This window comes from Pseudofrankia inefficax, from assembly GCF_000166135.1.
In the GTDB taxonomy this organism is placed as follows: Bacteria; Actinomycetota; Actinomycetes; order Frankiales; family Frankiaceae; genus Pseudofrankia; species Pseudofrankia inefficax.
In genome coordinates, this window is record NC_014666.1 from 952,648 (window position 1) to 965,098 (window position 12,451).

Sequence of the window (12,451 nt, forward strand, 5' to 3'; positions counted from 1 at the left end):
AGCCCGGGAGCGCCCGGCCGGGTGGCTACTGTGGCGGTGTGGATGCCGCTGTTCCGCCAGGACAGTTTCCGGCCGGTCTGGGGACCCTGCTGAGCTCGGAACTGGCCTCGGTGGGTGAGGACATCATCGACGCGATCGCCGCCGAGGTGCCGGCCTATGCCCGGCCGCTGGAGGGGCGGTTCGGGCTGGGGGTACGGGCCGGGGTCGCCGAGGCGCTGCGCCGCTTCCTGTCGATCGTCGACGGCGGGCCCGGTGACGCGGCGGACGTGGCGGCCAGCCGGGAGATCTACGTCCGGCTCGGGCACGGCGAGTTCCACTCCGGCCGGTCGCTGGACAACCTGCTCGCCGCCTACCGGATCGGCACCCGGGTCGCCTGGCGGCGGTTCGCCGAGGCGGCTCGGCTGCGCGGTGGGCTGGACGCCGTCGGCCTGGTGTCCCTGGGCGAGACGCTGTTCGGCTATATCGACAGCGTCTGCGCCGCGTCGGCCGAGGGCTACGCGCTGGCCCAGTCGGCGGACGCCGGCGCCCGGGACCGGCTGTGGGACCGGATCGGCGATCTGCTGCTGTCCGGCGCGGACCCGGCGACCGTCGAGGACGTCGCCCAGGCCGGCTCGCTGCGCCTTCCGGAGACCGTCGCGGCGGTGCTGATCCCCGCGCGGGCCGGGTCAGGCGGCCGCCGGCAGCTTGGCCTGCCGACCGGCTGCCCGAGCACGACACACGGCGCCGACCTGTGGCTGTTCGTCGCCGGCGACGACGTGCGCGGGCCACGGCTCGCCGGCCAGCTCGCCGGCCAGTCGGCCGTCGTCGGCCCGACGGTGGCCTGGGCGCACGCGGCGGCGAGCGCCGAACGGGTCCGCTGCGCCCACGCCGCGCGCGCGGAGGGGCTGCTTCCCACGGATCCGCGCGACGGCCCGCTCTTCACCGACGACCACCTGGCCGTGCTGCTGCTGAGCCGCGACCCGGACCTGCTCGCCGACCTGACCCGCAGCCGGCTCGCGCCGCTGGATCGCCTGCCGGAGCGCAGTCGGCGCCGGCTGGCCGTCACCCTGCTGTACTGGCTCGCGCTGCAGGGCCAGCGTGGGCTGATCGCCCAGCGTCTGCACATCCATCCGCAGACGGTCCGGTACCGCGTCCTGCAGTTGCGCGAGCTGTTCGGCGACGCTCTCGACGACCCGGACGCACGCTTCGAGCTGGAGCTGGTCCTGCGGGCCGGCGCGGCGAAGGCCTCGAACGGGGACGAGGAGTGACTCCGCGCCGGGCCCGTGGGCGCGACGGCCGGGCCTACTCGCCCGCGAGCTGGCGGATGGCCGCGCGGAAGTAGTCGACGTCGACCGTCAGGCCGACCGCGACCGCGGCGCCGGTGCCCCCGGCGTTCCCGTCGGGCCCGCTCCCGGCGGGCGTCGGACGTGGCGGCGGCGAGAACCGGCGCCAGGCCAGCTGGCGCAGGTCGACGACGGTCTGGCCCCAGGCCGCGCTGCCACCGGTGTCGACCTCGACGGGCAGCACCTCCACCCCGAGGACGTCCGGCCGGACGGCCGCCATCGCGGCCAGCAGGTCGTGGCACGGCGTCTCGCCCTCGGCGCACAGCGTGCCGGCGTTGCGGCGGTAGAACGACAGCGGGCCGTAGAGAAAGGCGGCGGCCGCGGTCTGCCGGCGGGCGAGTGAGTCGAACTCGGTCTCGCGCAGCGTCGCCCGATGGGTCACGTTGAGGCCGACCATCACGGGCGGGGTCGCCCATTCGGCGGCCAACGAGGTCGCGGCGGCCAGCGGGTCGTTCGCGACGTTGGCCTCGGCGCTCGGCCGGGCGTTGCCCTCCGCGCGGGCACTGCCACCCATCAAGGTCAGGCGGCTCGACCTGGCGGCTCCCGCGTCGGCCCGGACGGCCGCCGCGAGGTTCGTCATCGGGCCCAGCGTCAGCACCGACGCGCCTCGGCGCATCTCCCGGACCAGCACCTCGACGGCCGGGGTGTCCGCGTCGGCCCCGCGGCGCGGGTCGGGGAGGCCGACGTCGCCCAGCCCGTCCTCGCCGTGAATGAAGGTTGGCCGGGGGATGTGCGGCGCCGGGTCGGTCGGATCGGACCCGATATGGACCGGCACGTCCGGCCGACCGGCCGCCTCAAGGATGATCCGCAGATTGCGCGCGGCCTGCCGGACCTCGACGTTCCCGCCGACCGCCGTGACGGCGGCGATCTCGACGTCCGGTCGTCCGCACAGCCACACGATCGCCGCGGCGTCGTCGATCCCGCCGTCACTGTCAACGACCAGCCTCATCCGGCTCACCCCTCCCGCCATCCGTCCTGAGTCTGGCGGGGCCACACCGCAGGCCGCTAACCGGTGCCTTCGGACCCCCTCGGCGCAGTAGCGTGGCCAGATGTGTCCTCACGTACCGGCACCGGCCCGACGGCGTCAGCCACGATGACCTCTTCTTTGCCCTCGCCCGCGTACCCGCTGGAGAAGTCCCGGCTCGACAACGGGCTGCGGGTCGTGCTCGCTCCGGACTCGACGGCGCCGGTGGTGGCCGTCGCGGTCCACTACGACGTCGGTTTCCGGTCGGAGCCCGAGGGCCGCACCGGCTTCGCGCACCTGTTCGAACACATGATGTTCCAGGGCAGCGAGCATGTCGGGAAGGCCGAGCATCCGAAGTACGTGCAGGCGGCCGGCGGCATTTTTAACGGTTCGACGCACCCGGACCACACGGACTACTACGAGCTGCTTCCGGCCGGCGCTCTCGAACTGGCGCTGTTCCTCGAAGCCGACCGGATGCGCGCGCCGAAGATCACCCGGGAGAACCTGGACAACCAGATCGCGGTCGTTCAGGAAGAAATCCGGGTAAACGTGATGAATCGCCCTTATGGCGGCTTCCCGTGGATCAGCCTGCCGCCGGTCGCGTTCGACACTTTCCCCAACGCGCACAACGGCTACGGCGACTTCAGCGAGCTTGAGGCGTCCAGCCTCGACGACGCCGAGGACTTCTTCGACAAGTTCTACGCGCCGGGCAACGCCGTCCTCACGGTCGCCGGTGACTTCGCGGTCGCCGAGGTGGCGAAGCTCGTCGAGCGGTACTTCGGCGACATCGCGGCCCGCGCGGTCCCCGAGCGGCGCAGCTTCACCGAGCCGGTCCGGGCCGAGGAACGGCGCAGCCAGTTCGTCGACAAGCTCGCGCCCCGACCGGCGCTCGCGATCGGCTACCGGACGCCGGACCCGGACACCGACCTCACCGCCTTCCTCGCCCACTACCTGCTCACCGACGTGCTGACCAGCGGTGACGCCAGCCGCCTGGAGCGGCGCCTGGTGCAGCACGACCGGTCGGTCATCGGGATCAGCAGCTACGTCGGCACCTTCGGCGACCCGTTCGACCAGCGTGACCCGCTGCTGCTGACGATCGAGGCCCGCCACCCCGCGGAGTCCTCGGCCGACACGATCCTGGGCGCGATCGACGAGGAGCTCGACAAGATCGCTACCGATGGGCTCGACGCGGGTGAGCTGGCGCGCGTGCGGGCCCGGGTGGCCTCCGGCCTGCTGCGGGAGGCTGACGACGCGCTCGGGCGGGCACTGGCCTTCGGCGCGTTCGAGCTGCATCGCGGCCGCCCGGAGACGCTCAACGAGCTGCCCGCCCTGCTGTCCGAGGTGACCGCGGACGCGGTCGCCGCGGCGGCCGCCGGGCTGCGCGCGCAGGGTCGTTCGGTGCTGGAGCTGCAGGCGGGAGCGACGGCGTGACGGGCCACCAGCGCGGCCAGGACCAGGACCGGCCGACGGCGGGGGCCATGACGACAGGGCGGGGAAGCCGATGACGACGACGACCGAGCGGCCGAGCGTCATCCCGGCCGTCCGCCCGACCCTGCCGGCCGAGCTGCCGACGGTGGTGGAGCGGACGCTGCCCAACGGGCTGCGGGTCCTGGTGGTCGCGCGCACCAGCGTGCCGCTGGTCGAGCTACGGCTGCGGATCCCGTTCGCCGGCCTGGGCGCCGACCACGCCGCCCGCGCCGAGCTGCTCACCGAGACGATCTTCACCGGGACCGCCGGGCGGGACCGGGTCGAGATCGCCACCGCCGTGCAGGCACTGGGTGGTGCGCTGTCGGTCGGCGTCGACGCCGACCGGCTGGCGATCGTCGGCTCGGCGCTGGCCACGAACCTGAACCCGCTGCTGGGCATCCTCGCCGAGGTGCTCACGGAGCCGACCTACCCGGACGACGAGTTCGTCGGCGAGCGCGACCGGGTGGTCGAGGACGCCACGATGGCGCTCAGCCAGCCGGCGGTGATCGCCCGGGAGGCGCTGCTCGGCCGGATGTTCCCCGGGCACCCCTACGGCACCGCGATCGTCGGGCCCACGGTGCTCGCCGGCGTCGAGGTCGGCGCGGTCCGGGACCTGCACGCCACCCGGATCTCGCCGCGCGGCGCGATCCTCACGCTGGTCGGCGACGTCGAGCCGGAGGCGGCGCTGGACGCCGTCGGCGCGGCGCTCGGCGGCTGGACCGGTGGTGAGCCCGAGAAGATGCCGACCGTGCCGACGCTGGCCGCCGGCCCCATCATCATCGTCAACCGGCCCGGCGCGGTGCAGACCAACATCCGGCTCGGGGGAGTCGCCCTCGACCGGACCGCGCCCGGTTACCCCGCGCAACGGCTGGCGAACACCATCTTCGGCGGCTACTTCAGCTCCCGGCTGGTGGACAACATCCGCGAGGACAAGGGCTACACCTACTCGCCGCGCAGCTCGGTCGACCACTACCTCGCCGGCTCCCGGTTCACCGTCGCCGCCGACGTGGCGACCGACGTGACCGGCCCGGCCATGGTCGAGATCCTCTACGAGCTCGGCCGGCTGGCGGTGCTCGCGCCGTCGGCCGACGAGCTCGAGGCCGCGCGGCAGTACTCGGTCGGGACGATGGCGCTCGGCAGCGCGACGGCCGCCGGCCTCGCCTCGACCCTGTCGGGGCTCGCCGGTGCCGGCATCGGGGTCGAGTACCTGCGCGACCACCCGGCGGCGCTGACGAAGGTCACCGCCGAGGAGGTGCTCGCCGTCTCGGCCGGTCTGCTCGCGCCGACGAGGCTGGTCACCGTCCTCGTCGGTGACGCCGAGAAGATCACCAGCGCGGTCGCGGCCCTCGGCGCGGTCACCGCGGCCGACTGACCGAGCGCGGGCATCCGACGCCCAGGCCTTCCCCGCGGGCGACCACGGGGATGGCCTGGGTCAGTGCTGGCTCGGGGTGGTCCGTGGCGGCATCGACCGCGGGCTCGGACCGCCTGGGCCGGGCCCGCCGGCGGAGGCGGGCCCTGGGCGGCCGCCCAGCTCACCGGGCAGGGTGATCCGCGGGTCGCTGACCGAGTCCACGACCTGGCGGGCCAGGTCGTGGACCCGCCGTCCCATGCCGCGTGCCGTGCGCCGCAGTCGCTCGAAGGCGTCCCGCGGCTTGATGTGGTGGCGTTCGGCCAGCACGCCGATGGCCTGCTCCACGATGACCCGGGACGCGAGGGCGTGCTCCAGCTGCACCACGGACAGCCGTAGCTTCTCGATCTCGCCGAGCTCGCGGTCGGCGCGACGAGGGCGGCCGGGCGGGTTCAGGTCCTCCGCCAGCAGGTCGGCGAGCACCATCGCGGAGATCAGGTCCCCGACCGGCCGGACGTCCGTGCCCGGCCCCTCCACGATCCAGCCCGCGCTGGTGCGGCGCAGCCGCAGTTCGGCGCCGGGCCCGGGCGCCGGGGCCGGCGGTGCGGCCGGCGGCTGCGCGGGCCGGGCGGGTGTCGTTCGCGGTGGCGGGCTTGGCCGAGGTCCCGGCCTGGGTGGCGGGGCCGGCCGAGGCGCCCGCCCCGCCCCAACGTGCAGGGGCGAGCCCACGGCGGTCGGCGCGGGAGGCGAGCCAGCGGCGCCGGGCGGGGGTGGCGGTGGCGAGCCGGCGGCCCCCGGTGGGACCGCGACGGGGGATTCGCGCCCGGGTCCGGGCGGCGGCGCGGGGGTGGTGCTGGTGGGTGGCATCGGCATCGGTCCCGTCGACGCGGGCGGCGTCGGCGCCGCCGGCGGTGTCCTAGCCGGGAGCGCCAGATCGGCCGGCGTCGGCGCCGGGCCGGGGGCCAGGCCAGTGGGCGCTTCCGACGCTTTCGCTTCCGGCGCCGCCGCGGCCGGCTCGGGGACGGCGCCGGACGGCCAGGCCGCGCCCAGCCCGTCGGCGATGCCGCGCAGCAACGGCAGCGCGGTGGGCGCGATGTCGACGCCACCCCGGTCCAGCCCGACCAGAAGGCCGGCGAGCTCCCCCGCGTCCGTCAGCACCGGGACGACGACATGGCTGCGCACCCCGAGGCGCTCGTGCTCGTCCGTGTCCACCAGGCTCGCCTCGGCCGCCGCGCCGGTGCCGATGGCCGGGGCACCGTCGAGGACGCGGGCGACCAGGCTCGCCGCGCGTGGAACCTGCGTGCCCGGTTCAAGGCCGGGCAGCGTCCCAGCGACCTGCAGGTAGGTGGCCGTCGTCGCGGAAATCTCCACGAACGCGGTCGCCTCCATGTGGTGGAGGGCCTGCGCGGCCCGCGCTGCAGCGTCCACTGTGCTGCGCGCCTGTCCTGAGGGTGGTGACGACACAGGCCGAACTCTCCCACAAACTTCACGGGCAGTGACGGACACCGTCCCATGAGCCGGCCGTGTATGCGTCCGGAGGGCGTCGAGCGCCGATTTCTCGTTGCTCTGCGTATCCGTTATGCGGCAGAAGTGACTTTCTCGGTGACCTGACGGATGGAGGGATTCGTCATCACCGTCCCATCCGGGAAGACCACTGTGGGTACGGTCGCGTTGCCGTTGTTCGCTTCGCGGACAAGTTGCTCCGCCGTCGGGTCGGACTCGATGTCGATGACCTGATAGCCGATGCCTGCGTCGTCCAGCTGCCGCTTTAGCCGCTTGCAGTAGCCGCACCAGCTGGTGCTGTACATCGTGAGCACTGTCGTCCTCTCGCCGTCCGCGAAGGCAACACCGTACGCCGCGCACTACGCCCCGCCCGCCGGCTATTGCCGGCCGGCGCCGCGGCCCGGTGCCCTGACCGCCCGGGAACGGGCAGCCCGTCAGCCCAAACCCGTTCCCGGGCCCGCAGCTTCCCGTCAGTGGCGGTGACTACCGTGTGAACGCATGTCCGGTGAGCTGTCTGCCTCGTCCCGCCCCAGCCCCCAGGCCCCGGCGCCGAGGCCGGCCGACGGCGGCGCGGCGGGGGAGCCCGACGGCTGGGGGCTGGACCCGGAGCAGCGGGCCGCGGTGTTCGCCCCGGTGGGGCCGGTGTGCATTCTCGCCGGCGCCGGCACCGGCAAGACCAGGACCATCACGCGCCGGATCGCGCACCTGACCGGCCAGGGCGTGCCCGGCGGCCAGGTCCTCGCCGTCACCTTCACCACCCGGGCCGCCGGCGAGCTGCGGGCCCGGCTGCGTGGCATGGACGTCGAGGGCGTGCAGGCGAGAACGTTCCACGCCGCCGCGCTGCGCCAGCTGTCCTACTTCTGGCCCAAGGTCGCCGGCACCGCTCTCCCGTCGCTCGTCGACAGCCGGATTCCCCTGATCGCGAAGGCGGCCGGTGGGCGCCGGCTGGACCGCTCCGAGCTGCGCGACCTCGCCTCCGAGGTCGAGTGGGCCAAGGCCACCCTGGTGACCCCCGAGGACTACCCGGTCGCCGCCGAGAAGGCCGGCCGCGACACCGTCTGGCCGCCGGACGCCGTGGCCGGGCTCTACGCCGGCTACGAGAAGGCGAAACGCGCGGCGGGGGTGCTCGACTTCGACGACCTGCTGCTGCTGACCGCCGCCGTCATCGAGGAGCACTCCTGGGTCGCCACCGAGCTGCGCACCCAGTACCGCCACTTCGTCGTCGACGAGTACCAGGACGTCAACCCGTTGCAGCAGCGGGTGCTGGACGCCTGGCTCGGCGACCGGGACAGCCTGTGCGTCGTCGGCGACCCGAACCAGACCATCTATTCGTTCAGCGGTGCCTCGCCGCGCTACCTGGTCGAGTTCCCGCGCCGTTTTCCGGAGGCGACGGTCGTCTCGCTGGTCCGGGACTACCGCTCCACGCCCCAGGTGGTCGCGCTCGCCAACGCCCTGCTCGACGGCGCCGGCACCGCGGAGCCGCCGACCGGCGGACTCGGCGCTCAGGCCGCCCCCCGCGGACTCGCCGAGGTGCCCGCCCGACGGCCGGCGCTGGTCGCGATGCGTCCCCCGGGCCCCGAGCCGACGCTGCTGGAGTGCGCGGACGAGGCGGCCGAGGCGAAGGCGGTGGTCGCCCGGATCGGCGCGCTGATCGCCCTCGGCGTGCCGGCGAGCGAGATAGCCGTGCTCTACCGGATCAACGCGGCTTCCGAGGCCTATGAAGAGGCCATCGGCGCAGCCGGCCTGCCATACCTGGTGAAAGGCGGAGACCGGTTCTTCGACCGGCCCGAGGTCCGGGACGCCATCCGGCTGCTGCGGGCCGCGGTGCGCTCGGCCGAGGCCGACCGTCCCGCCGGGCTCGCCGACGTGGTCGCCGACGTGCTGCGCGCGGGTGGCTGGCGGGCCACGGCGCCGAGCGTCGGCGCCGAGCGGGAGCGTTGGGAGAACCTGGCCGCGCTGCACCGGCTCGCCGTCGCGCTCGCCGCGGCCGAGCCCGAGGCCGGCCTGGAGCGCTTCGTCGCCGAGCTCGCCGACCGGGCCGCCCACCAGCACGTGCCCACCGTCGAGGGCGTCACGCTGGCGTCCCTGCACGCGGCGAAGGGCCTCGAGTGGGACGCCGTGTTCCTGGTCGGTCTCGCCGACGGGATGGTGCCGCTCGTGCATGCCCAGAGCGACGAGGAGATCGAGGAGGAGCGCCGGCTGCTCTACGTCGGGATCACCAGGGCGCGGGCGCACCTGACGCTGTCGTGGGCGCTGGCCCGGACCGAGGGCGGCCGGCCCCGGCGGCGGTCCCGGTTCCTCGACGGGTTGCGCCCCACCCGGGCGCGGTCGACGCCGGCCCGGGCCGCGCGGGACGAGCGCGGCGAGCGAGGTGGCGACACCCGGGCCCGGGTCAGGGCCGCGGTGCGCTGCCGGGTGTGCGGGCAGGCGCTCAGCGGGGCCGCGGCGCGCACCGGCCGGTGCGAGACCTGCCCGAGCCGGGTCGACCGGGCGCTGCTGAACCGGCTGCGGGCCTGGCGGGCGGCGAAGGCGGAGGAACTGCGTCAGCCGGCGTTCGTCATCCTGACCGACGCGACGCTGGAGGCGATCGCCGAGAGCCGGCCCGCCAGCCCCGCCGATCTCGTCGCCCTGCCCGGCATCGGCCAGGTGAAGCTCGACCGCTACGGCGCCGAGGTGCTCGCCCTGGTAGCCGGGGTCTAGGCACCTCGGTGACGCCGCGCAGGTGTCTGCTCGCGGATCGTCGATCACCGAGGTTCCACGGCGGGGTCTGATCGCGAGTCGTGTCGGCCGCGCGACTCGAAAAATAAGTTGTCGCGATGCGGGTGGCCCCCTACCGTTACCCGTGAACGCCGCAGCGGGTGACGCTGAGCGCTGGGACTGGACGATCGTGGTCCGATTGTCCAGAGCGCGCGTCCCGGCTCCGGGTCGAAGGAAGAGCTGACTGATGTCGGCCGCGGAAGCGGTCCGGCCACGCGAAAGGAGAGGCCCCGTGCTGAACATGCCTATGGCTGTCTCCGGCGTCGGCTGTGACCACGACGGCAAAGCCCTCATGCGACTGGGCGGTCTGCTGACCGGGCCCACGACTGGGCTGCTCGGTGCCGACCGGGTGCCCGCCCCGCTCGCCATGACCGCTGGTTCCGACTCCACGCTCGCCGGTTGGCGGGACGAGCCGGGCCTGGAGGTCAGCCCGTGGGCCGTCGGCGCCGCTGAGACCTCGGCCGAAGACTTCATGCACCCCGCGATGGCGGACCTGCCGGCGGCGGACGCGTGGACGGGCGAGGACCGGCGTGCCGCCGTGTCGGCCCGCGAGCTCGCGGCCATGCCGGCCATCGCTCGGGCAGCGCGCCTGTGGGGGAGCGCAGCCCTCATCGCGCAGGACACGTATGCCGCCCACCAGACGGCCAAGCCCGCCCACATCGACCAGGCCAAGGCGTCCTTCCGACGCAACGTACGCAGCAGGGGTCCGTCCTAGACGGATCGCCGGCCCAACGCCGGCACCAGGCCCGAAACCCAAGGCCGCGGACCCCAGCTGGGGACCGCGGCCTTTGTGTTTTGCCCTTCTGACCGCACCGAAGAAATTCCCGTGTCGGAGGTGACACCGGTGTTCGACCCCTCGATCATGGCCCGGATCGAGCTGGAGCGTATTTCGCTGCCCTGCTGGGACGCTGATCCCGATCTCTTCTTCGCTGAGTCCCCGACGGATGTCGAGACCGCGAAGGCCATCTGCGTCGACTGCCCCGTCCGGCTGGCCTGCCTGTCGACCGCGCTCGACCGGCACGAGCCGTGGGGCGTGTGGGGCGGTGAGCTCGTGGTCACCGGAGTGGTGGTCCCGCGCAAGCGCCCCCGTGGCCGCCCCCGCAAGGTGGTTGCCGCCTGAGTGCCAGCCCATCCCTACGGACTCCATCCCTACTGATCCAGTTCCTTCGAGCCGCCCGATCGGGCATTCACCAGCTGGCCGTCGGCCACCCCAGTCCGGGGCGGCCGGCGGCCAGCGCCGTCTCCGCCGGATTGGCCCTGACCCCGTGCGACCGGGTGAGCCCGGGCAGGGTGGTTCGGTGGCCGCGCCACCCGGTGACCGCGGCGAGGACGTGCCACAAACGGACGGTTCGCGCGGCCCCAGTTGTTCGGTGTTTCGCCCTTTGCGGGCGATGGTCAGGTCGCCTGTTGGTGCAGTGGGTAACGGTAGTGTTTCGCTCGTGCCAAGCAGCGAGCGGACCTACGCCGTCCGGACCGGTGCCGTCCAGCCCAGCGCGGCGCCCAGCCCGTCCGATGGGCTCGGGCTGTCCCATACGCCCAGCCCGTCCCGCGCGCTCGGCCTGGCTGGTTCGGACCGCGCCGCGCTCGCGGCGGCGGTCGCCACGCTGACCGCCCCCGGCCTGGCCCACGTCGTCGACCTGGTCGCCTGGGTGGCGGACGGCTGGCTGAACGTCGCGAACGCCGCCGGTTCCGCCCGACTGCCGGTGACGGCCCCCGCGGGCGCCTGGCAGGTGCTGGCCGGGCGCAACCCGGTCGAGCGGCAGGACCCGATGCACGGCGTCCCGCGCGCGTCGGCCCTCGCCGACCCGTCGCCGCCGAACGAGCGCAACTCCTACCCGCTGGCCGGCCCGCGGCTGCTGTCGGTGTTCGCCGACCCGACCCGCTCGCCCGACCTGGTCGTCGTCCACACCGCCGGCCACTACTGGCCCGACCGGGGCGGCCACCGCGGCGAGCACGGCTCGCTGGACGCCGGGCAGTCCCGCGCGCCACTCCTGCTGTCCGGTGCCGGCGTGCGTGCCCGCGGCCTGCTGGCCCGGCACGCCCGGGTCATCGACCTCGCCCCGACGCTCGCCGCGCTCGCCGGCGCCCCGATGCCGGACGTCGAGGGAACGTCCCTCGCCGAACTGCTGGAGGCGGATCTGGCGGCCTCGCCGCCGCGCCACGTGGTCGGGCTGCTCTGGGACGGCACCAACTGCAACGACCTGCTTGAGCTGGTCCGCGAGGGCAAGCTGCCCAACGTCGCCCGGCTGCTCGGGCGTGGCTGCGCGCTGACCGGCGGCGCCATCGCCGAGTTCCCCAGCGTCACACTGACCAACCACACCTCGGCGCTGACCGGCGTCGGGCCCGGCCGGCACGGCATCCTGAACAACGTCTACTTCGACCGGGCCGCCGGCGAGCAGGTCGTCACCAACGAGGTGCGGGTCTGGCACAAGGCCTGCGACCACCTTCGGCCCGGGGTCCGGACCGTGTTCGAGGCGATCGGGGCCGCCAGGCCCGGCGTGATGACCGCCTGCGTCAACGAGCCGATCGACCGCGGCGCGACCTACTCGACCTTCGAGCTGGTCCGCGCGATGGAGAGCCTCGACGGCCCCGGTGGCATCGCCGACCATCTGCCGTCCGACGACAACGACCCGCACACCAGCCACGACTGGACCGCCGCGGATTCGGACTACGCCTGGTCGAGCCGGGTCGACGCGCTCGGGCTGCGCCAGATGCTGGACCTGTGGGCGAACGGCGAGCCGCCCGCCTTCACCTGGTGGAACACCACCGCGACGGACACCGGCCACCACGGGGGCGGGCCCTACTCGCCGCAGTCGCGGGCGTCGATGCTGGACGCGGACCGACGCCTCGGCGCCTTCCTGGACCTGGTCGAGGCCCGCGGGCTGACGGAGCAGACGACGGTGGTGCTGACGGCCGACCACGGCAGCGAGGCGGCCCGGCCGAACTGTCTCGGCGACTGGGACGAGGCCCTGCGCGCCGCCGGCATCGACTTCAGGGACGAGGGCTACGGCTTCCTCTACCTGGGGGACCTGGGCGGTCAGCTGCCGCCCGAGCCACGCCGCTCGACCGAGGGCTGAGGGGCCCGTCCTG

General features: G+C 74.3%; 9 protein-coding genes and 1 pseudogene. 7 read left to right on the forward strand and 3 right to left on the reverse strand.

Going from position 1 to position 12,451, the window contains the following annotated elements; translation table 11 throughout:
* Window positions 1–38 precede the first annotated feature (38 nt).
* The gene (locus tag FRAEUI1C_RS03805) at window positions 39–1,247 is read left to right on the forward strand and encodes a PucR-like N-terminal domain-containing protein (RefSeq protein ID WP_013421958.1); all 1,209 of its coding nucleotides are present in this window, start codon (window positions 39–41) and stop codon (window positions 1,245–1,247) included.
* 34 nt (window positions 1,248–1,281) lie between these two features.
* Here FRAEUI1C_RS03805 and FRAEUI1C_RS03810 read toward each other — a convergent pair whose 3' ends face one another.
* Window positions 1,282–2,271 (reverse strand): nucleoside hydrolase, encoded by a 990-nt coding sequence (locus tag FRAEUI1C_RS03810; protein WP_013421959.1) that lies wholly within the window; start codon window positions 2,269–2,271, stop codon window positions 1,282–1,284.
* Window positions 2,272–2,415: 144 nt separating this feature from the next.
* Here FRAEUI1C_RS03810 and FRAEUI1C_RS03815 point away from each other — a divergent pair, with 144 nt between their 5' ends.
* The gene (locus FRAEUI1C_RS03815) at window positions 2,416–3,717 is read left to right on the forward strand and encodes a M16 family metallopeptidase (protein WP_013421960.1); all 1,302 of its coding nucleotides are present in this window, start codon (window positions 2,416–2,418) and stop codon (window positions 3,715–3,717) included.
* A 70-nt stretch (window positions 3,718–3,787) separates the two neighbouring features.
* A complete protein-coding gene (locus tag FRAEUI1C_RS03820; protein ID WP_013421961.1) occupies window positions 3,788–5,125 on the forward strand; it encodes a M16 family metallopeptidase in 1,338 nt (445 codons plus the stop codon).
* A 60-nt stretch (window positions 5,126–5,185) separates the two neighbouring features.
* On the opposite strand, the gene FRAEUI1C_RS40735 is transcribed toward FRAEUI1C_RS03820, so the two are convergent.
* Both FRAEUI1C_RS40735 and FRAEUI1C_RS03830 read right to left on the reverse strand, forming a co-directional pair.
* A complete protein-coding gene (locus tag FRAEUI1C_RS40735; protein ID WP_013421962.1) occupies window positions 5,186–6,490 on the reverse strand; it encodes an ANTAR domain-containing protein in 1,305 nt (434 codons plus the stop codon).
* A 188-nt stretch (window positions 6,491–6,678) separates the two neighbouring features.
* Window positions 6,679–6,921 (reverse strand): annotated as a pseudogene (locus tag FRAEUI1C_RS03830) (mycoredoxin); the annotation flags it as partial.
* Between the two features lie 181 nt (window positions 6,922–7,102).
* Here FRAEUI1C_RS03830 and FRAEUI1C_RS03835 point away from each other — a divergent pair.
* The 4 genes from FRAEUI1C_RS03835 to FRAEUI1C_RS03850 all read left to right on the forward strand — a co-directional run bounded on the left by FRAEUI1C_RS03835 (window position 7,103) and on the right by FRAEUI1C_RS03850 (window position 12,438).
* Window positions 7,103–9,304 (forward strand): ATP-dependent DNA helicase UvrD2, encoded by a 2,202-nt coding sequence (locus tag FRAEUI1C_RS03835; RefSeq protein WP_013421964.1) that lies wholly within the window; start codon window positions 7,103–7,105, stop codon window positions 9,302–9,304.
* Between the two features lie 289 nt (window positions 9,305–9,593).
* Complete coding sequence (locus FRAEUI1C_RS03840; RefSeq protein ID WP_013421965.1) at window positions 9,594–10,076, forward strand: hypothetical protein; 483 nt, start codon at window positions 9,594–9,596, stop codon at window positions 10,074–10,076.
* 129 nt (window positions 10,077–10,205) lie between these two features.
* Window positions 10,206–10,481, forward strand: a complete 276-nt coding sequence (locus tag FRAEUI1C_RS03845) for a WhiB family transcriptional regulator (RefSeq protein WP_013421966.1) — start codon at window positions 10,206–10,208, stop codon at window positions 10,479–10,481.
* Window positions 10,482–10,800: 319 nt separating this feature from the next.
* Window positions 10,801–12,438: an alkaline phosphatase family protein gene (locus tag FRAEUI1C_RS03850; protein ID WP_013421967.1), complete on the forward strand. Its 1,638-nt coding sequence runs from the start codon at window positions 10,801–10,803 to the stop codon at window positions 12,436–12,438.
* Window positions 12,439–12,451: the final 13 nt, after the last annotated feature.

What these genes read in the sequence shown, in the direction of transcription:
- FRAEUI1C_RS03810 (WP_013421959.1), bottom strand. Translation starts at nt 2,271, where the DNA reads ATGAGGCTGGTCGTTGACAGTGACGGCGGGATCGACGACGCCGCGGCG.
- FRAEUI1C_RS03815 (WP_013421960.1), top strand. Translation starts at nt 2,416, where the DNA reads ATGACCTCTTCTTTGCCCTCGCCCGCGTACCCGCTGGAGAAGTCCCGG.
- FRAEUI1C_RS03820 (WP_013421961.1), top strand. Translation starts at nt 3,788, where the DNA reads ATGACGACGACGACCGAGCGGCCGAGCGTCATCCCGGCCGTCCGCCCG.
- FRAEUI1C_RS40735 (WP_013421962.1), bottom strand. Translation starts at nt 6,490, where the DNA reads ATGGAGGCGACCGCGTTCGTGGAGATTTCCGCGACGACGGCCACCTAC.
- FRAEUI1C_RS03835 (WP_013421964.1), top strand. Translation starts at nt 7,103, where the DNA reads ATGTCCGGTGAGCTGTCTGCCTCGTCCCGCCCCAGCCCCCAGGCCCCG.